Below are 20,297 nucleotides of genomic sequence, written 5' to 3' on the forward strand. Positions count from 1 at the left end.
TGTATTAAGTAGCTCACCATACTTTTTGGCATTCCTAAAAGCCATTATAAATTCTCAATCTCTCGATCCATCCACTGCAAACGATCATCTATCCAATCGGTCATATACTCCAATTCTTGCTGGTAGGTATTCCCTACAAAATTATTAGGCCAAATGTAGGTTCCTAATACAGGCCATCTAATAAAGTTGTTTTTTGCCGAACCTGAGGAGTTGAATACTGCCGTATAGGAATCGATTTTGGACAAAATTGAACCGTTGGACAAAGAACTGCCGCGTAGTTCGTTCCATCTAGATTGCAATCTAGCTACATAGATAGGGTCTTCCAACAGGCGTTCCCACCAAAAAGGTACCTGCCAAAAATCATTTGGACAACGTTCATTGAACTGGTAGGCCCAAACGTTAGTTGTTCCACCGGCGCAATAATCAGCGTTACCAAAAGCAAGGTTAAAATCCCAAATGGGTCCCATTTTTAGCTTTCCGTTTTTATCCTTGTGCATAAAGGTGCTTAAACGATAACCATCAACATTGTTAGAAAGCTCGTTCAAAATAAAGAAATCTATAAAACTATCTACATCTATAAAAGCCTGGTAACCAGTTTCGATGTTAGTAAAATCATCAGAAGCCAAAGCAGCCTCGAACCTGCCCACATAATCGGAGATATAGGCTTTTTGCTCCATCGTAATATCCTCTGCATCCGGCTCTTCGTACAAAAAATTTATTTCCTGCCCTACCAAAGAACCAGGAGGTGAAAAGGCCGACCCAAATGAGTTTTGTTCGTTATACCCTTCACCTAAATTGGTACCAGCAGTTTTATCTATTTTTAAAATATAACCTCCGGTAAGATCATCGCCCGAGTTTTCATCTTCTTTTAAATTGTTGATATCGATACGGCCAGAATCCCTTTTTAATTTTTCCATAAAAACGTACACTCCTTGATAGGAGTCGTTTATAGCAACTTCCACAAATTTTGTCCTACTAGCGTATTGGTTCATATCTCTGGACAAATCGTAAATCAACATATTGCGCATCAAGGATTTATCGCTATACGGGGCGTATAGAATCCAATCCTCTTCCTCTGGAAAGCCCAGTATGGAAACATCCAAATCCTCATTGGTGGCATCTCGTGTTTCGAAACCATACGATTTTTTTGGAAAAAGTTGGGAAGAAGCACCACGTATCTCGATACCCATCCGACCTTCATAGGATATCGTATTTCCCTCGGTAACCAAGAACGTAGCATCGACCTTTGGTTCGTCAACAATCTGGTTTCCATTCGTAGAAATAGCGACCAAGGGCAATCTGTCCTCCGGAAGAATTTCCGTGCCTTCCGTTTCTTCTTCCGCTGGCGTGGTAGCAGTTGTATCGTCAGAGCTACAATTGATAAGCACTAGTGATAAAAGCACAAACGCCAAATTACGGCAAACTAACGAATAGAAGGTTGATGAGATTTTCATGTTTCTAATTTTTTAACTAAGATAGTAAAAGCAACCGATGTAAATGGGTCACGTATACAACACTAGAAACAGTCAAAGCCTAGTAACCTTTTATTTTTATTGATTTATTAACCTGTAAATAAGCAAAGCGGTTCTTTTTGTAAGTGCCTCTATGGAATTAAGGTTTACTGTCTCCTCAGGAGTGTGCGCCCCCGTACCCATTGTTCCAAGGCCGTCTAAACAAGCAACATAATCGGCTACAAAAGAGGTGTCCGCAGCACCGCGTTTGCCAGGGTCGTATGCCACTACTTCCCCTTGGCCTAGATCTTGGCTTACTTCATTCAACTGTTCCAAGAGCTCCAAATTCGACTCTTTAGGCCCCATGGCAGGATAGCTATCCGTAAAGGTCACCGTTGCCGAAGTCATGGGTAGATTATCGGCTACGATAGCTCTCATTTTTTCTCTGGCACGTTCTTTTTGCTCCTCGGATATAAAACGGAGTCCGCCTCGCACCTCAGCTTTCTGTGCCACTACATTTGTTTTTCCAAATACGCTACCTTTGCTCGTAGCCTCATCATACTCCACAAAGGTGCCTCCCATGAGTGTTCCAGGATTGAATGTCAATAGATCTTCCCCTTTTACGTCTGTATAAAATTGATGCAAAATGCGGGACATCTCAAAAATAGCACCAGCGCCCGTGCGCTCACTAAAAACGCCTGAGGAATGGGCTCGTTTTCCGGTCACCTCAACTTTCCAACCAGAGGAACCTCTGCGGGCTACGGTCGCATAATTGAACCCTGTAGAGGTTTCAAAACCTAGAGCAATGTCACTGCGCTTGGCGGCATCTACCAAATCCTTTCTACTTACACTTAAAGGGCTCCCTGTACTTTCCTCATCCCCCGTAAAGGCAACGATAATTTGAGAATCATCTAACAGCCCTTGTTCTTGGAGAGCCTTTAGCGCATATAAAATAATGACATTCCCACCCTTCATATCGTTTCCACCTGGGGCATGAGCAGTGGAATCGTTTATTTTGGTAAAGGTTTGAAACGGACTGTCTTCCTCGAATACCGTATCTAAATGACCAATAAGCAATAATTTCTTTCCTTTTTTACCTGAGGTTTCGGCAAAGAGATGCCCGGCGCGATTCATTTCCGCAGGCATAGGAATCCAAGTAGTCTCCATTCCTATCTCATCAAAAGCAGCTCCAAATACATCCCCCACTTTTTTTACCCCGGTCAAGTTTAAGCTTCCGCTGTTAATATTGACCACTTCTTCTAAAAAATCTATGGCTTTGGCGTTATTTGCTTCAATACGCTTAATAATCTTCTTTTCTGTTTTCGATAATTTTTGAGCCGATACCGACCCAATAAAACAAAAACCCAACACGGTGAGCGCAATTTTTACTCTTGACATCTTATTATATATTTTTGCTTAGTTAATTTCTGATTTCCTAGTCTACAAAACCCTGTGCTTTCATCCACTCATCGTTGAACATTTTTCCTACGTACCTGCTCCCATGATCATGAAAAAGAACCACGACCACATCATCCTTTGTAAAATGTTCTTTGAGCTGAAGCAAGCCCTTGATAGCGGCACCGGCAGAATTCCCTAAAAACATAGCCTCTTCCTTTGCCAACCGCTGAGTATAAATGGCAGCATCCTTATCCGTGACTTTGGTGAACCCATCGATGACACCAAAATTCACGTTCAAGGGCAAAATATCTTCCCCAATACCTTCTGTGATATAGGGATAGATTTCTTTTTCATCAAAAATGCCGGTTTCATGGTACTTTTTAAATACCGAACCGTACGTATCTACACCCCAAATCTTCACATTGGGATTCTTCATTTTTAGGTAGGAACCTACACCGGATATGGTGCCGCCCGTACCTACACCAACAACAAAATGGGTTACCTTTCCATCCGTTTGCTCCCATATTTCGGGACCTGTACTTAAAAAATGTGCTTTACAGTTTGAGGGGTTGTCATACTGGTTCACGTACCAAGAATTGGGTATTTCGGTAGCCAACCTTTTAGCCGTACTGTAATAACTTCTGGGGTCTTCCGGAGCAACATCTGTTGGACATACATGCACCTCGCTACCTACCGCCCTAAGAATATCCATTTTTTCCTTGGATTGTTTGTCGCTTATCACACAGATCATTTTATACCCTTTTATGGTGGCCGCTAAAGCGAGTCCCATACCCGTGTTCCCCGAAGTACCTTCAATAATAGTTCCACCAGGTTTTAAAACCCCTGCTTCCTCCGCATCTTGTATCATTTGCAACGCCATACGATCTTTGACCGAATTACCCGGATTAAAGGTCTCGTATTTTGCCAGAACCAAACACGGCAACTCCGCCGTTAGTTTGTTCATCTTAACCATTGGGGTATTCCCTATTGTTCCCAGTATATTTTCTACGTAATCCATGTTTTTTCTTCTTGCTATGCTGGTTTAACTATAAACCAGCACATAAATTCTCAATTTATATCTATCGTAAAACCAGCGATTCCCTAAACCAATACTAAAAATGGTCGCTACTCAAACCGTATGGCCTTTACCGGGGTAATTTTAGTAATGATGTACGATGGCACCAGCAACATTAGAAGGCAGAGCACCAGCACACCCAGATTTAATAAAACTACCGTCATCACGTCCATATGCACAGGAATATATTCTATATAGTATTCCTTAGGATTGGGAAATTTAAAAGGTTTAAAAACCGCTTGTATATAAATAATACCCAAACCAATTATATTTCCCCAAAACAAACCAACTCCTATAAGGTAGGCCGCATTGTATAAAAACACCTTTCGTATGCTCCAATTATTGGTTCCCAATGCTTTCAGGATTCCAATCATAGGCGTACGTTCCAAAATTAAAACCAAGAGTGCGGTAATCATATTAAAACCACATACGACAATCAAAATACCGATAATCAAAATGATATTAAAATCGAAAAGACCTATCCATTCAAATATATTTCGGTATTTATCCTTTAGGGTCTTGGTATCCAAATCGGAGAGCGTTTTACCGTATATCTCCTGGCTTTTTTTATCAATATCCTCAAAGCTTTCCAAGAATATTTCAAAGTTGCCTACCTCATCCTCGGACCATTTGTTCATACGCTGAATATGGCGAATATCAATAAAAACAAAAAGTCCGTCTATCTCCTCGAACCCACTATCATAAATCCCCTTAATGGTAAATTTTCGCTGATTGGGCAATACATTGGCGTCCTCGTTCTTTAAAAAAAAAGTGAAAAAGGAATCGCCTACGGTCATGTTTAATCTATTGGCCATGAGTTTGGACATGAGGATATCCCCGTTAAGTCCGGCATTGTAATTGGGGAGCTCCCCTGCTACCAAATACTCCTCCAATGCCTTCCAATTGTAATCGCTGCCCAGGCCTTTGGTAATAACGCCCTCAAAGGTATCGGCAGTGCGAATAATACCAGCTTTGGTAGCTACCGCCTGCACATGAACAACACCCTCGACACTCGTAAATTCGGGATAAAAATCCTGCTTTTTAGAAACCGGAACCACAGACACCTCGGAGTTATTATTATCGTAGTTATAGATCTGTACATGCCCGTTAAAGGCCGTAACCTTTTCCCTTATCTTATATTTAAGACCTACACCTGTGGCGATGGCAATTAGCATCATAACCAAACCCAAAGCAATAGCGGCAATCGCTATTTTTATTATTGGTGCGGAAATGCTAATTTTATGCTCCTTACCCGTAATAAGCCGTTTAGCAATAAAATACTCTAGGTTCAAATGATGTTATTTATATCCAAGTTCAAAAATACAGTTTTATTATCGTTTTTAATCAGCTTAGGATGCGGAAACCCTACCAAATCAACGGAACAAAATGTGGATAACCATACCCTAAAGGAAGTAACTACGGCCATAGCACCAATTACTGTTGCCGCAAACCGAACAGCCGCGTACATACCGATGCTGGAGGGTAAAAAAATAGCGGTGGTAGCGAACCAGACCAGTGTTATTTATAAAAATGAAGGCCATACACATTTAATAGACTCTTTATTAAAATTAGAGATAAACATTAAAAAGGTCTTTGCGCCGGAACATGGTTTTAGGGGGCAAGCGGATGCGGGTGAGAAAGTAACGGATGGGATGGATAGCAAAACCGGACTCCCGCTTATCTCACTTTATGGTAAGAATAGAAAACCTTCTCAAGCGCATTTGGAGGATATAGATGTTGTTTTATTTGACATACAGGATGTTGGTGTACGCTTTTACACCTACATTGCTACCATGCAATTGGTTATGGAAGCTTGCGCAGAAAAGGGTATTCCTGTAATAGTTCTCGATAGGCCAAACCCAAATGCACATTATGTAGACGGCCCTACCATGGAAGCGGAACATACCGGGTTTTTAGGAATGACGGAAATACCCTTAGTGTACGGCATGACCATTGGGGAATATGCTCAAATGATCAAAAAAGAAGGATGGTTAGATGGGGAAAAGCAAGCAGACCTAACTGTAATCCCACTTGAAAACTGGACAAGGGACATGGCCTATCACCTGCCTATACGCCCTTCGCCGAACCTACCCAACGACACCTCCATATTCTTGTACCCTAGTCTGGGTCTTTTTGAAGGTACCAACGTTAATGCGGGCCGTGGAACGGAATTTCAATTTCAGCGTTATGGTGCTTCTTTTATGAATGCCACCCAGTACGATTTCTCCTATGTCCCAGAGCCCAACTTTGGCTCCAAAACGCCAAAGGAGAACGGTAAAATCTGTTATGGAAAGGATTTATCCAATATTACAAGGATGAACGAAGTTTCCCTAAAGTGGCTTATGGACGCCTATCAAAACACGACGGATAAGACTGATTTTTTTCTTACCTCCGGGTTTACCAAACATGCCGGTACGGAACAATTACAAAAACAGATTGAAGCGGGACGTTCCGAAGCAGAAATAAAGATGACATGGCAGGCCGATTTAGAAAAATTTAAAGGGATCAGGGAGAAGTATTTGATATACAATTAATCTATTGCCAAAAATACTACTTAGCAGCGTTTAAGTCCATATACCCTTTGAGTGCAATTCCTGTGCTCGCTATGGCTCCCGAAATACCGATAAACCATTGTTCTTCAAAAATCAAGAAAATTCCTGAAATACATCCGATTATACCAATTACTAAAGCCAGCTTTGAGGCGTTTTTTTTGTTCTTATCCATTACTTTAGATTGTCAAAAATTGAAATCAACATCTAGTCTAAAACCTCCCTACAACCATAAAATTAATATTTACCTTTCTGCTCCTACACTAGTGGTAGGCCTTCGATATTTATGAAACGGTTGCTTCAAGAGCCCTCTGATACTTGAATTTTCCTTTTCATCCGGGAAGGTATCTACACCGTACACAATCTTATCACGGTCAAACTCCATGTACGTTCCGAAAAGACGGTCCCAGATGGAGAAGATGTTACCATAGTTGGAATCGGTGTAAGGCAGTTTATAATGGTGGTGTACCTTATGCATGTCAGGAGAAATTAGCAACCAGCTAATCGCTTTATCTATTTTTAAAGGCAACTTTATATTGGCATGATTAAACTGTGACAACACTACGGACAAACTTTGGTACAACATAATAATACCTACCGGAGCACCCACCAAAAACACACCGATCAAGGTAAATAGATATCGGATAACACTCTCTAAAGGATGGTGCCTGTTTGCGGTTGTCGTATCTACGTTATGATCGGAATGATGCACCAGATGTACCATCCACAATGGTTTCACCTTGTGCTCTACCAAGTGTGCCGTGTAGGCACCTATCAAATCCAATAGCATAACACCTAGGACTACGTATAGCCATAAATGCATTTGTGGCAACCAATTAATTATTCCGAAATCGTTCGCAATGGTCCAATCCGAAGTCTTCAACAGTAAAAATGCCAGAGGGAAATTAACGATTATTGTTGTTAGGGTAAAAAATAGGTTGGGCAAGGCATGCTTCCACTTTTTGTACCCCACGCTGAACAAAGGCATAATACCTTCCAAAATCCAAAAAAACGTAATTCCTCCTACAAGAATTATGGTTCTATGCAATGGGGGTATGGTTTCAAAATAGGTGATTAACTGTTCCATGTTTTAAAGATAGGTATTTCCTCAAATACAACTTATAAACTCAAATACAAAATACATCAGCTAACATCGAATCAACCCGTTGCCTATTCATACCTCCTCTCAAAGACATCCATTTTTTTCACTTAGTATTATCTTCCTACTGCAATAGTCCATTAAATCATTACTTTCTTTTTCATTTCCTCAACAATATTAAAAGCAGCGGGGCAAATGGCAATATTTTTCAAAGTAAGTTTACTAATCTGCTGAAACTTTTTACGATCCGTATGCGGAAACTCCTTGCATGCCTTGGGCCTTACATCATAAATAGAACAATAATTGTCCGCCCCTAAAAATGCACATGGAACTTCTTGCAGCACATAATCGTTCTCTTCATCTAGTTGCAAATAGGTCTCAATAAATTTTTGAGGTTTCAACCGAAAGTGTTTTGCAATACGCTCAATATCCGCATTGGTAAAAAGCGGCCCGGTTGTTTTGCAACAATTGGCACAGGTAAGACAGTCGGTTCGTTTAAATTCTTCCTCGTGCAATTCTGCCATTACATAATCTATATTTTTAGGCGGCTTCTTTTTCAGTTTGGCAAAAAACTTGGTATTCTCGGCTTGCTTTTCCTTGGCCTTGAGTGGTAATTCCGCTATAATTCTTTCCATCAGATAAAAATTTCGATTCAAAACTAGGGAAGTCGTTCCAAAAATCGGGATTTTTGTAAGGTAAAACCATCACTTTGAAAAAAGATATACTAGGCTCTGCTTTACTGGATTATTACAATGGAAACTATTTTGGGGACATCGCCACGTATTCATCCTTAGACGAAAAAGATGTGTTACCGCTCCCCTATCTTTTTAGGGATTATTCCCAAATGCCCGACCTTGAAAAGGAAGCTTTAAAACTCTGTAAGGGTACTGTCCTGGATATTGGCTGTGGGGCCGGCAACCATAGTTTATATCTACAAGAACATGGTTTTGATGTATCCTGTTTAGATCAATCCGAAGGAGCCATACAAGTATGCAAGGCCCGAGGCATCAAAAAATACCATAAAGGAGACCTGCTAAAAACTGACCTAGGCACGTTTGATACCTTGCTATTGCTGATGAACGGCATTGGTATTGCGGGGGAATTAAAAAATATCGACGTATTTTTAAACAAACTAAAATCACTTTTGAACGAAGATGGACAAATTATCTTGGACTCTAGCGATATCCTCTATATGTTTGAAACTGACGAAGATGGCGGATATTGGATTCCGGACGATGTGGCCTATTATGGAGAAGTTCGGTTTAACATGGAATATAAAAAACTAAAAAGCGATGAATTTCCCTGGCTCTATTTGGATTTTAATACCTTAAGACGCGCTTCGGAGTTTAATGGCCTTACTTGTGAACTGGTGTTTGAAGGCGAACATCATGATTATTTGGCAAGACTAACCCTTGAAAACTAATTCGGGGCATACTTTTTGCAATAAATTGCTATAAAAATTGACTATGAAGAATTTCAAATTTCTGCTGCTATTTACGTTAGGCATACTCCTATTGGCATGCTCCAAAAATGAGAGTAACGAGAGAGAAGTGACAATAGATAGAAGTGCAAACCTAAGAACAACGGGAGATTCTGCAAATGATATTCTTTCCAATACCAATTTTGATAAAATGTTAATCGAAATAGGCTACGTTTCCGGTTTTAAACCAACAGATGGTGCTATAGCCCAGTTTACCGATTTCCTAAGGCAACATACTTTTAAACAAGACATAGAAGTGCGGTATTTGGAGCTGGACTCTCCGGACGAAGAAGATTTGGAACTACAGGAAATTGCAGACTTAGAGAAGGATAATCGAACGGCATATAACGATGGTAGGACCTTGGCCATTTATATTTATTTTGCTGATGCGCCATCTGAAGATGACGACATGGCCGAGGGTTTGGTAACGGTAGGTGCCGTTTATAGAAACACTTCCATGATTATCTATAAGGATACAATTATACGATTAGCCTCACAGAGTTCATCCATATCGGTTGAAGATATAGAGTCAGCTACCTTAAACCATGAGTTTGGACACTTATTTGGATTGGTAAATTTGGGCACGGAAATGGTTAATCCCCATGAATCCCAATCGGAAAATGAAGAAGGAGAACTAACCGGAAACAACCATTGCGATGTGCCTGGTTGTTTGATGCGTGCAGAACTGCAATTGGGAAGTAGAACCGGAAAAGGCGGTGTAGCCTTAAGGGGATTACAATCTATCTGTAATCTTTCTGGAACTACAGTTTTGAGCATGCTGAAATCGAAGACAGCTAAGGGAAATGCGGTTGCCTTGAGTACGGAATGTATGCTAGACCTACAGGCGAACGGCGGAAGATAACCGTTACAAGCTAGGTTTGGCGTTTAGGCCCACAACACTTCCTTGCCGTTTAGAGCGCAAAACCATCTAGATTATTAAATTCAAATAGATTAGGCGTTTTTCATAGTTAAGTCAATCCAGCACAGGTTGTCATCATGACTCACAGAAAACCAAGCTGCTAATTTTATTAGTGAGCATTGGGGTTTAACCTCTTTAAAAAACGTGTAATAACTAAAACCCTACTATTTAAGGAATATTCAAATACTTATGCGTCTGCAAGGACACCTTCCATTTGGGATTTTTCATCACGTAATCCACAATCATTGGGGTTACTTTATCGCGAACGCTCCACTCTGGCTGCAGGTATAAAATACAGTCGGTATTGGTTTTTGCGGCCTGTTCCTCGGCAAAAATAAAGTCATGTTTATTATATACAATTACTTTAAGTTCGTGGGCCTCATCGTAAATCCTTCCTTCGGGCAATTTGTTCTTTTTAGGGGAAAGGCAAATCCAATCCCAATCTCCACTTAATGTATATGCACCAGAGGTCTCTATATGGGTTTTTAGCTGTTTTGCCTTTAAAGCAGTAGTCAGCGGTGTCATATCCCACATTAGCGGCTCCCCACCTGTAACAACGATAGTATCCGAATACTTGGCGGCGTTTTCCACGATATGATCAATATTAGTGGGCGGGTGGGTATCTGCATTCCAGCTTTCCTTCACATCGCACCAATGGCAACCTACGTCGCAGCCACCAACACGTATAAAATAGGCAGCAGTTCCTTTATGAAAACCTTCGCCCTGTATGGTGTAAAACTCTTCCATTAATGGAAGCATAACTCCTTTGTTTACCAAGGCTAGTACCTCTTGTTTTTCCATCGGGCAAAGATAAGCATAACAATTTCTAAAAATTAATAACTCTAGGTTCCTATTTTAGGTTAAGAGCGTGTTGAAGACCAAGAATAGAAACATAGCTGTTAATTACATTTGATAACCCCATGGAAAATGTACCGCCGCATTCAGCAAAATCAGCTATTTTTATCAAAAAATAAACAAGATGGCTTCCAAAGAAGATTTCTTTGCACATATTGAAAAAGGATACACGACCAAGGGCGATTTTATAACGATGGGAGCTGCCATGTTAGACCAAGAGGCAGTTACCAATGCCTTGGTGAAAATCCCTTTAAAAACATTAAATCGCCACGGACTGATTGCCGGGGCTACCGGAACGGGTAAAACAAAAACCTTGCAAGTTTTAGCAGAAAACCTATCCGAAAAAGGTATTCCCGTATTGTTGATGGATTTAAAAGGGGATTTAAGTGGATTGGCACAGCCAAGTCCGGGACATGTAAAAATTGACGAACGCCATGCTAAAATAGGGATACCGTTTGAAGCAAAAAGTTTTCCGGTAGAAATCCTTTCCCTTTCGAAACAAGATGGCGTAAAAATGAGGGCAACGGTTTCCGAGTTTGGACCTACCCTGTTATCCCGTATTTTAGACCTTACAGAAACCCAAGAGGGTATCGTTGCCGTTGTATTCAAGTACTGTGACGATAATAAGTTGCCATTGTTAGATCTTAAGGATTTTAAAAAAGTATTGCAATATGCCACTGGTACCGGTAAGGCCGAGTTTGCCAAAGAGTACGGGCGTATTTCTACAAGTTCTACAGGCACTATTCTTAGGAAAATAATTGAACTGGAACAACAAGGTGCCGATTTATTCTTTGGGGAAAAGTCCTTTGAGGTAGACGATCTCACCCGAATAGATGAAAATGGTAGAGGCTACATAAATATTCTTAGATTGACCGATATTCAAGACCGGCCCAAGTTGTTTTCGACCTTTATGCTTAGTTTATTGGCTGAAATCTATGATAGCTTTCCGGAACAAGGCGATAGCGACCGGCCAGAACTGATTCTCTTTATTGATGAAGCACACCTCATCTTCAAGGAAGCCTCAAAAGCGTTGTTAGATCAAATAGAGAGTATTGTAAAATTGATACGATCCAAAGGAATTGGACTTTATTTTGTAACCCAGAACCCTACAGATGTTCCAAATGAAGTGCTTGCACAGTTAGGACTTAAAGTACAACATGCCCTAAGAGCATTTACGGCAAGAGACAGGAAAGCGATAAAATTGACTGCGGAAAACTACCCTATTTCAGAGTTTTACAACACAAAAGAAGTACTGACTTCCTTAGGAATCGGAGAGGCGCTGATTTCTGCATTGGACGAGAAAGGAAGGCCAACCCCACTTGCGGCCACTTTATTACGGGCACCCATGAGTCGTATGGATATTCTTACGGACAAGGAACTAAACGAGGTAATCGACAAATCTAAACTAGTAAAAAAGTATGGAGAAATTATAGATCGTGAAAGCGCCTACGAAATACTGAATGAAAAAATTGAAAAAGCAGAAGCCCTGGCCGAAAAAGAAAAAGCAAAACCCAGCGCAAGAAGAACAAGTTCTAGAACCAGCACAAGGCAGAACCCAATTATCAAGGTACTTACCAGCGCTACTTTTATAAGAGGTGTATTAGGGGTGCTTAAAAAAGTAATGCGTTAAACACTAAACCATCAAACAACGAATACACTTAATGAAATCGATTAGAACAATCCTACTTATTTTTAGTGGTCTACTTGCCACCCAATGCGAAAAAGAAAAAGACCCGAATTTTTTGATTTCCTCCAATCATATTGGAAAACTGGAAAAAGAAAGCTTGGCACGAGACCTGGAACTTATCTACGCTGAAGACTCCTTGGTCATGGATACGGTTAAGCTAAACTATGGCAGCGGTGCAAGTAAGATTAAAATTTTCGAAAAAGGTGGAAGCCATTTACTAACTATTACTCCAAATTTAGATAGTATCCCAACGATACAGAACGTGCTCATAAAAGATCCACGGTTTACGACAGCCAATGGAATAACCATAAATAGTACCTTTAAGGACATCAAGGAAAAATATAAAATCAAGAAAATCATCACCTCTATCAACAATGTCGTTATTCTGCTCAAAGAGAACGATATTTATTTTACAATAGATAAGGCAGAACTACCCGCCAGCTTGCGCTATAATGCGAACACAAGCGTAGAGGAAGTACAAATTCCCGATGCTGCAAAAATCAAGTACATGATGGTGGGGTGGGATTGATGTTAGCTGTTCGATCATGCTTATCGCTAAACCTGAAAATTTTAAGGTTTGTTCTATAAAAACCAATAACGTAGATTCCTTAGTATGAGCGAAAAATTCGCAATCCAAAAATCCCCTTTTATAGTGCCTACTACGGGTAATAAATATATTGCCGAGCACTTTGGCAAAGCTACAGACGGTAACGACAACCTTAGCATTGCCCACATGATTGCTCCGCCCGGATGGAGCGAGCCGGCACAAACTCCGAAATTTGATGAATATACCTTAGTCGTAAACGGTAAGAAACAAGTGGTAATCGATGGCGAAGCCATTGTTTTAAATGCCGGGGAATCCATTAAAATTAGTAAGAACGTAAAAGTTCAATATTCCAATCCTTTCGAGGAGGCTTGCGAATATATTTCTGTTTGCACGCCTGCCTTTAGTTTGGATAAAGCTAACAGGGATTCATAGTATTCGTAGCTTTTAAATTGCTATAACTACCATATGCGACACGTACTTTTTGCTCGTTCTATTTCTTTCGATCACTTTCTAGTTTTACCCTTTATTTTACCATCGTAGCCGCTATGAGTAAGTAATCAGAACTATATGTTACAAGCTCTCAAAATAAAAAGCTTTACGTATTTTTGTGCTCCAATTACTATGAAAAAACAACTTACCCAAACAATCCAGAAACTTTATGGTGTATTCTTAAACGCATATGCCCTTATTTCACCAAATAAAGCGGCTAAAAAAGCCTTCCATATATTTTCCAAAGTTAGAAAAGGAAGGGTACTACCGCACCAGAAAGACTATCTAGATTCAGCAAAAGATAGGCAACTTGATATTGCCGATCACACAATACAAACTTACCGCTGGAAAGGCTCCAAAGAAACCGTGGTGCTGATTCATGGTTGGGAGAGCAATGCCTGGCGTTGGCACAAACTCATAGAAAAACTACAAGCCAAAGATTTTAATATCATTGCTTTTGACGCCCCGGCCCACGGATATTCCAGCGGAACACACATGTATGTTCACTTATATGCCCAAACACTACAGACAGTCATAGCAACCTATTTGCCCAAACATATTGTAGGGCATTCCGTTGGTGGCATGACTGCGCTGTACAATGAGTACCTGAACCCAGAACCAAATATTAATAAGATAGTGACCGTTGGTTCGCCTTCAGAATATCATGCGATTTTCACCCATTACAAAGAACTTCTAGGTTTCAATAATCGTGTTGACAGAGCATTGGCAGAATATTTTACAAAGCGGTTTGGTTTTACACAAAAAGAAATTTCTTCTTCTAAATTCGTACAAACGAATACCAAATCGGGATTGTTGTTTCATGACCGCTTCGACCTCATTACGCCTTACCACGCTTCCGAACAAGTACACGCCGCATGGAGAGGCAGTCAATTGATTACTACGGAAGGCTTAGGACACTCCATGCACCAAGATGAAGTAAATGAGCAAATTGTTTCTTTTTTAGGTTCTTAAAATGATGTAAATTTATATAAACAAATAGCCTATGTCTTCCGTTACACCATTTCACATTGCCATACCGGTCCACAACCTTACAGAATGCAGAACTTTCTATAGAGAAGTATTAAACTGCGAAGAAGGACGCAGTAGCGATCATTGGGTAGATTTTAATTTATTTGGACACCAACTGGTCATTCATTACAAACCTAAAGCAGAAGAAACAGAGGTACACAGCAACCCTGTGGATGGGAAGGATGTACCTGTTCCACACTACGGCGTTGTACTACCATGGGGAACTTTTGAAAGCTTCTCTTCCGAGTTGCGAGACAAAGGCGTAAAATTTGTGATTGAACCTTACGTGCGGTTTAAGGGTGAAGTAGGCGAACAAGCGACCATGTTTTTTTTAGACCCTGCCGGAAATGCGCTGGAGTTTAAAGCGTTTAAGGATATGGGACAGTTGTTTGCGAAATAATGTCTTTGCGAAGAGGCAAAACAAAGCGATCTGTTGATGTTGTGGACAAAACTGTTTAATCATTCCCAAATCAAACATTAAATTGTTTTAAGTGATGGTTTAGATGATAAACAACAAGTTCAACCCAACGTTTTAAGTCCAAATTACCGAAATAAGGATGTTCTGCAAATTCATAATCCTGGTCCATTTTTGAAAATTCGAGAATATATTCTTTCAGAATTTTCTTGTCACTTTCTAAGTCAGTAGGAGAAGTTCCGTCTCCTTCGGTCTGTCCAAATCCTTTGGGAGCAGGAACTGTCTTTCGAGAATTAGAAAGTTTGAGAATTTCATTAGGATGTATAACTCCATATTCCTTCGGTTTTTTATTTCCATTTGCCATTCTAAAAAAGTCGGCACAATGACATACCATTTGATTGACATTCATTAGTCCGAATTTAGGTTTCTGCGAACAATCCAACTTATCTATTCTTTCAAAAAAATCCTCTATTTGTTCTTCTGATAAATTCATTTTTTCAACATGTAACTAATAAAATCCTATTCTTAATTGAACTTCAACAAAATAAATAAGTTTCCTTACTGAGACCATTCCGTAGGAACTCTGTCCCAACGGTGCTTTAAAAGCTCATCATAAAGCTCCTTAGGTAGACCATTCCCGTCACTCGTAGCGGTATTTGCCAATACATTGCGTTGTTTGCGCATACCAGGGATGGTCGTGCCCACATTATCATTCATTAATATAAATCGAAGCGCCATTTCGGCCATAGTCATTCCCTCAGGAATTAACGGTCGGAGCGCATCTGCATGTTCCACGGAAGAAATCAGGTTTTCCGGCACAAAATAGGTGCCTCTCCAATCGCCTTCTGGAAAGGTTGTATCCTTTGTCATAGTTCCCGTTAATGTGCCTTCATCAAAAGGTACACGGGCTATGGTAGCGATATCCATTTCGGCACATAAGGGAAAAAGATGGTCCACCGGTGCTTGGTCAAATATGTTATAAATGACCTGTACGGCATCTAACATTCCTGTTTTGAGGGCATTTATACCATTCTCTGGTTCCCAGCGGTTCATACTTATCCCCATGGCAGCAATTTTACCCGAGGTCTTTAAATCTTCAATAGCGCGTTGCCATTCTTCGCGTTCGCTCCAGCCATCGTCCCAGGTATGAAACTGCATAAGGTCTAGCTGCTCAGCTCCCAAGTTCTTTAAGGTCTTATGGGTAAAATCCATGATATGCTCTGTGGGATAGGAATCCTCAAACAGATACTCTGGTTTTGCGGGCCATTGGAAATTTTTGGGCGGAATTTTACTCGCCGTATATAATTTTTTTGAAGGATGCCTTCGGACTAAATCTCCTAGCAATTCTTCACTATGCCCTTCTCCATAGCCCCAAGCGGTATCAAAAAAGTTGACACCATTTTCAACTGCTACATCCAATGATTTTGCGGACTGGGCATCATCACTAGCCGTCCAACCGGCCATTCCCCACATACCATAACCGACTTCACTTACCTGCCAATCGGTGCGACCAAATCTTCTGTACTTCATTCTATTATATTATTTCGTTTTTCCTTTAGTAATAATTTCAACCCAATTGCAAGCCTTTTCTCCTCACCCAGAAATAGGCAAAAATAACGTTAGGCACCCAACATAGCCATGCCACAACGCGATAGGCCGGAACAAAGTCACCAAACCCTATCGTTAGCAAAGGCAACCATATTCGTAAGGTTACTGCTGCAAAGCATAAGGCATAACTATAAATCATGAAAGCTTGATGGAGTTCTATATCGCCACTGCGCACCGCTTTATAGGCGGTAGTGGTGGCGTACAACCAAAAAATACCTAACAAAATAAACCCCATGGCAGCGATAACACCTCCAGTGGCAAAAAACCCGATCCCAATACCGCAAACCCCACTTATTAGGGCAGAACCTACATATATCTTACCTACTAGACGATGCCTGTTCAAATTATGGGTTCTCATTTTTTTACTGAATTGCATCCATCCTATTAACAAAGCGATACCGCCAAAGAGAATATGGCCATAAAAACCAATATTCCAAAATACATTCGATAAAAGGGATTCACTCTTTGAGGCCAATAAACCAAACTCACGGTCTACAAAAAGATAGAATAACGGATATAATCCAATGGAGATTGCCAAAGCGACAAAGACAAACCAAGCAACCTTATTCGTATTGTTCATATGCTCCTATTTATACCTCCAACTGGTTAAATCGGCATCTTTTGGTGCGCTTTCCGCTATGCGCTTCATAATTTTTGGCACGTACATGCTGTTATAGCGCAATCTGGTGATGGCGTTGGGCAATTCCGGATCGCCGTTCCAACAATGTTCTGCTCGATCTCCGTACAATACTTCTCCACCATAATATGGCTCGGTCGTACTTTCTAAAAAATCTTCCATGAGGTAAACGGCATTGTTCAAATAGTAATTATCCATATCCCCACAGTAAATATGTATTTTGCCTTTTAGGTTTTCGCCCAACTTATCCCAGTCTCTTTCCAAGATATGTCTTAAATCATAGTTTTCTTTCCAATACTCGGCAACAGAATGGTCAATTTCACCAGTCATTTTATCCCAAATCCGCACCGGATAGCCATCTTCCCCTTGGGGCGAATAGGTGGCCTCCCAAATATCCCATTGTTGCCCCGAACGAGATTTGTCTCCTAATACGAGTTCCAAATGGTTGCTTTCACGGACGGTGGCTTGTATGTCGCCCAAATAATCCCGATGCGAAGGCACCTCCAGCTTTTTGTTCGCACTATCATAGTAGTAAGCGTTCTGATCCTCATAAATATTTGTGAGACAGTAGGCCCTAAAGTCTATCGGGTCTGGACAGGCAGCAAAACAGCCGTTGTATTCCTCCGGATATTTTACCTGTGCGGCCAAAGCTTCCCAACCGCCTGTAGAACCACCATATAGAAACCTAGACCAGCCTTCGCCCATTCCCCTAAATTCTTTTTCTATGTGTGGAATAAGTTCGTAGGTAATGGCATCGCCATACGGGCCTTGATTTGCAGAATTTACGGCATAAGAATCGTCATAATACGGAGTTGGATGCTGAATTTCTATAATCAACATTCTTGGAAAATCGGGTTCGTTCCAGCGTTTATAAAAATCGTATGCTTCCTGTTGTTGAATAACATTATATCCTTCTAGGTTAAAACGTTCGGAATATTCCGGTTTCATTTCTGGGTCCGGTGGGGTTGTCCGAAATCCACCGAAGTCACTTGGAAAGTGACCCTGGAATACCATCAAGGGATATTTGGCCTCCGGATGCTCATCGAATCCCTTTGGCAAGAGAACGTGCGCTCCCAAATACATATCCCTACCCCAAAATTTGGATAGTTTTTCCGATTTTATCTTGATGTGCTTTATCCACTCGGTGTCCTTTGGTTCTTCTATAGGAGGAATCACCTGATCCATGACAACTTCAACATTGGCTATGCCATTATCCGCCACTCTTATCTTAAATGGTTTGCTGTATAAATTTCCGGGAGACCGCTGCCACTGCTGTCCTTCACCATTATCCATTGGAAGTTTTACCGTTTGCCCGGTAGCCAGATTAAATGTTTCATAAACGTGCAAAAGCGCTTGCACGTTATACTCTCCAGCAGGTATTTCCGCTAAACTGGAAAACGGATAACCAAACACTGTATCGTCAAAAGTGATAGGGACACCAGGTGCCATAGCATCCGCATTCATACCAAAAACCAATTGTCCGTTTAGCCCATCATTAATCTGAAAACGAGGTTCTTTTTCGTCGTTATTAGAAAACATAAGCAGCAGTCGGCCGTCTTTAGGTAAATCGCCAACGTCAGAACTAAAAGAAACGTTTACCGAGTTCGTGGATTTCAATTCTTCTTTACAGGAAAATAGCAACGTAATAGCAAGTAATAGGAGGATGGTTTTTTGCATGGCCAAAAATGTTTGTAAAAAGATACGCTATTGTAGCTTAGGAACAAATACCAAAACTACATTTTTGGCGTTGTTGTTTTAGGCTAAATCCCAAAATTATAACAGAATGAAAAGACTACTCCTCTCCTTGTTCCTTGTGACAGGAATAATAGGCCTAAACAGTTGCGATTACGACGATAGTAACGATATCGATTTCATAACGCCTGTAGATTCTGCGGCAACGGGCAGAACTGTAATTGAATTGCCGAGATAGGAAAAGAAGTTTAGCGCTTATTTCGTTTACAACGTAAACGCCATGGTTAACGTATTCCCAAAATTGTTAATATGGCCGTGTTAAACAAGATAGCTAAAACTGGGGTTCGGGTTTAAAATCCTACGATTTTCCTTTACGGCTATGGTAGAGAAATACCTGCGCTTGTCTCAGGGATAGTAGCTATTAATCCGTAGTTCTTTACTAAAAGTCTAATCACGACTGCGGTGACGCTCCCTAGCTAATAAGGTATTCTTTAAAAGCATAGCAATTGTCATGGGACCAACACCTCCTGGGACGGGTGTAATGAAAGATGCCTTTTTACTCACGTTCTCAAAATCGACATCTCCAGTAATATAATACCCCTTGGGTTTAGAATCATCCGGTACACGGGTAATTCCGACATCGATGACCACGGCATCGTCCTTTACCATTTCTGCTTTTAGAAAATTGGGTACACCTAATGCCGAAATCACGATATCTGCTTGCGAGATAATCTGGGTTATGTTTTTAGTGTGACTATGCGTTAAAGTAACGGTAGAATTTCCTGGCCAACCTTTTCTTCCCATCAAAATACTCATGGGCCTACCTACAATATGGCTTCTGCCGATTACTACGGTATGTTTTCCTTTGGTATCTACTTTATAACGCTCCAATAACTCTAGAATACCAAAAGGTGTTGCGGGAATAAAGGTGCTCATATCAAGGGCCATTTTACCAAAATTGGTTGGATGAAATCCGTCTACATCCTTATCCGGATGCACGGCCATAATCACCTTTTGTGTATCTATTTGTTCTGGTAATGGCAGTTGTACGATGAACCCGTCTATCTCATCGTTCAGGTTAAGTTCCTTAATTTTCTTTAAGAGTTCCTGCTCCGATGTGGTGCTGGGCATTTGAACCAAAGTAGATTCAAAACCAACACGCTCACAAGACCTTACTTTACTGCCTACATAGGTTAAACTAGCTCCATCGTTCCCAACGATGATAGCTGCCAAATGCGGCACTTTTTCGCCGTTCGCTTTCATTTTTGCCACCTCAGCAGCAATTTCTTCCTTTATCTGATTGGATACTTTTTTACCGTCGAGAATTTCCATCTTTATATGTGCTAATTACTGCTTACTATTTACTT

General features: G+C 40.7%; 22 protein-coding genes. 9 read left to right on the top strand and 13 right to left on the bottom strand.

The window, feature by feature from the left end; genetic code table 11:
* Positions 1-44: 44 nt before the first annotated feature.
* The 4 genes from MS6x_RS05160 to MS6x_RS05175 all read right to left on the bottom strand — a co-directional run bounded on the left by MS6x_RS05160 (position 45) and on the right by MS6x_RS05175 (position 5,216).
* The gene (locus MS6x_RS05160) at positions 45-1,454 is read right to left on the bottom strand and encodes a CotH kinase family protein (RefSeq protein ID WP_482605818.1); all 1,410 of its coding nucleotides are present in this window, start codon (positions 1,452-1,454) and stop codon (positions 45-47) included.
* 96 nt (positions 1,455-1,550) lie between these two features.
* Positions 1,551-2,849 carry a M20/M25/M40 family metallo-hydrolase gene (locus tag MS6x_RS05165; protein WP_482605819.1) on the bottom strand — a complete coding sequence of 433 codons (1,299 nt, stop codon included), beginning with the start codon at positions 2,847-2,849 and terminating at the stop codon, positions 1,551-1,553.
* A 37-nt stretch (positions 2,850-2,886) separates the two neighbouring features.
* Positions 2,887-3,867, bottom strand: coding sequence for a PLP-dependent cysteine synthase family protein (locus MS6x_RS05170; RefSeq protein WP_482605821.1), 981 nt, complete (start codon positions 3,865-3,867; stop codon positions 2,887-2,889).
* Positions 3,868-3,974: 107 nt separating this feature from the next.
* Entirely contained in the window at positions 3,975-5,216 is a 1,242-nt protein-coding gene (locus tag MS6x_RS05175; RefSeq protein ID WP_482605823.1) for an ABC transporter permease, read from the bottom strand.
* A gap of 3 nt (positions 5,217-5,219) precedes the next feature.
* Here MS6x_RS05175 and MS6x_RS05180 point away from each other — a divergent pair, with 3 nt between their 5' ends.
* A complete protein-coding gene (locus MS6x_RS05180; protein WP_482607147.1) occupies positions 5,220-6,458 on the top strand; it encodes an exo-beta-N-acetylmuramidase NamZ family protein in 1,239 nt (412 codons plus the stop codon).
* A 16-nt stretch (positions 6,459-6,474) separates the two neighbouring features.
* On the opposite strand, the gene MS6x_RS05185 is transcribed toward MS6x_RS05180, so the two are convergent.
* From MS6x_RS05185 to MS6x_RS05195, 3 genes are all read right to left on the bottom strand, one after another.
* On the bottom strand, positions 6,475-6,648 hold the full coding sequence (locus MS6x_RS05185) for a hypothetical protein (RefSeq protein WP_482605824.1): 174 nt from the start codon (positions 6,646-6,648) through the stop codon (positions 6,475-6,477).
* A gap of 69 nt (positions 6,649-6,717) precedes the next feature.
* Entirely contained in the window at positions 6,718-7,560 is an 843-nt protein-coding gene (locus MS6x_RS05190; RefSeq protein WP_482605825.1) for a sterol desaturase family protein, read from the bottom strand.
* 152 nt (positions 7,561-7,712) lie between these two features.
* On the bottom strand, positions 7,713-8,207 hold the full coding sequence (locus MS6x_RS05195; protein WP_482605826.1) for a YkgJ family cysteine cluster protein: 495 nt from the start codon (positions 8,205-8,207) through the stop codon (positions 7,713-7,715).
* Positions 8,208-8,281: 74 nt separating this feature from the next.
* Here MS6x_RS05195 and MS6x_RS05200 point away from each other — a divergent pair, with 74 nt between their 5' ends.
* Both MS6x_RS05200 and MS6x_RS05205 read left to right on the top strand, forming a co-directional pair.
* Entirely contained in the window at positions 8,282-8,995 is a 714-nt protein-coding gene (locus tag MS6x_RS05200; RefSeq protein ID WP_482605827.1) for a class I SAM-dependent methyltransferase, read from the top strand.
* Positions 8,996-9,038: 43 nt separating this feature from the next.
* Positions 9,039-9,914 (top strand): hypothetical protein, encoded by an 876-nt coding sequence (locus MS6x_RS05205; protein WP_482605828.1) that lies wholly within the window; start codon positions 9,039-9,041, stop codon positions 9,912-9,914.
* A 225-nt stretch (positions 9,915-10,139) separates the two neighbouring features.
* On the opposite strand, the gene MS6x_RS05210 is transcribed toward MS6x_RS05205, so the two are convergent.
* Complete coding sequence (locus tag MS6x_RS05210; protein ID WP_482605830.1) at positions 10,140-10,772, bottom strand: 7-carboxy-7-deazaguanine synthase QueE; 633 nt, start codon at positions 10,770-10,772, stop codon at positions 10,140-10,142.
* Positions 10,773-10,950: 178 nt separating this feature from the next.
* Between MS6x_RS05210 and MS6x_RS05215 the strand changes: the two genes are divergently transcribed.
* The 5 genes from MS6x_RS05215 (at position 10,951) to MS6x_RS05235 (ending at position 14,978) form a co-directional block, all read left to right on the top strand.
* The gene (locus MS6x_RS05215) at positions 10,951-12,456 is read left to right on the top strand and encodes a helicase HerA-like domain-containing protein (RefSeq protein ID WP_482605832.1); all 1,506 of its coding nucleotides are present in this window, start codon (positions 10,951-10,953) and stop codon (positions 12,454-12,456) included.
* A gap of 31 nt (positions 12,457-12,487) precedes the next feature.
* A complete protein-coding gene (locus MS6x_RS05220) occupies positions 12,488-13,042 on the top strand; it encodes a hypothetical protein (protein ID WP_482605834.1) in 555 nt (184 codons plus the stop codon).
* 84 nt (positions 13,043-13,126) lie between these two features.
* Entirely contained in the window at positions 13,127-13,492 is a 366-nt protein-coding gene (locus tag MS6x_RS05225; RefSeq protein ID WP_482605836.1) for a cupin domain-containing protein, read from the top strand.
* A gap of 189 nt (positions 13,493-13,681) precedes the next feature.
* A complete protein-coding gene (locus tag MS6x_RS05230) occupies positions 13,682-14,521 on the top strand; it encodes an alpha/beta fold hydrolase (RefSeq protein WP_482605838.1) in 840 nt (279 codons plus the stop codon).
* Between the two features lie 31 nt (positions 14,522-14,552).
* Positions 14,553-14,978 carry a VOC family protein gene (locus tag MS6x_RS05235; RefSeq protein WP_482605839.1) on the top strand — a complete coding sequence of 142 codons (426 nt, stop codon included), beginning with the start codon at positions 14,553-14,555 and terminating at the stop codon, positions 14,976-14,978.
* 70 nt (positions 14,979-15,048) lie between these two features.
* Here MS6x_RS05235 and MS6x_RS05240 read toward each other — a convergent pair whose 3' ends face one another.
* From MS6x_RS05240 to MS6x_RS05255, 4 genes are all read right to left on the bottom strand, one after another.
* On the bottom strand, positions 15,049-15,486 hold the full coding sequence (locus tag MS6x_RS05240) for a DUF1569 domain-containing protein (RefSeq protein WP_482605841.1): 438 nt from the start codon (positions 15,484-15,486) through the stop codon (positions 15,049-15,051).
* Positions 15,487-15,551: 65 nt separating this feature from the next.
* On the bottom strand, positions 15,552-16,523 hold the full coding sequence (locus MS6x_RS05245) for an aldo/keto reductase (protein WP_482605842.1): 972 nt from the start codon (positions 16,521-16,523) through the stop codon (positions 15,552-15,554).
* 37 nt (positions 16,524-16,560) lie between these two features.
* Entirely contained in the window at positions 16,561-17,181 is a 621-nt protein-coding gene (locus tag MS6x_RS05250) for a DUF2306 domain-containing protein (RefSeq protein WP_482605843.1), read from the bottom strand.
* Positions 17,182-17,187: 6 nt separating this feature from the next.
* A complete protein-coding gene (locus MS6x_RS05255) occupies positions 17,188-18,915 on the bottom strand; it encodes an alpha/beta hydrolase-fold protein (protein ID WP_482605845.1) in 1,728 nt (575 codons plus the stop codon).
* A 106-nt stretch (positions 18,916-19,021) separates the two neighbouring features.
* Here MS6x_RS05255 and MS6x_RS05260 point away from each other — a divergent pair, with 106 nt between their 5' ends.
* Entirely contained in the window at positions 19,022-19,168 is a 147-nt protein-coding gene (locus MS6x_RS05260; protein ID WP_482605846.1) for a hypothetical protein, read from the top strand.
* A gap of 209 nt (positions 19,169-19,377) precedes the next feature.
* On the opposite strand, the gene MS6x_RS05265 is transcribed toward MS6x_RS05260, so the two are convergent.
* Positions 19,378-20,262 (bottom strand): bifunctional 5,10-methylenetetrahydrofolate dehydrogenase/5,10-methenyltetrahydrofolate cyclohydrolase, encoded by an 885-nt coding sequence (locus MS6x_RS05265; protein WP_482605847.1) that lies wholly within the window; start codon positions 20,260-20,262, stop codon positions 19,378-19,380.
* Between the last annotated feature and the right edge of the window lie 35 nt (positions 20,263-20,297).

Source organism: Maribacter sp. MS6, from assembly GCF_056839185.1.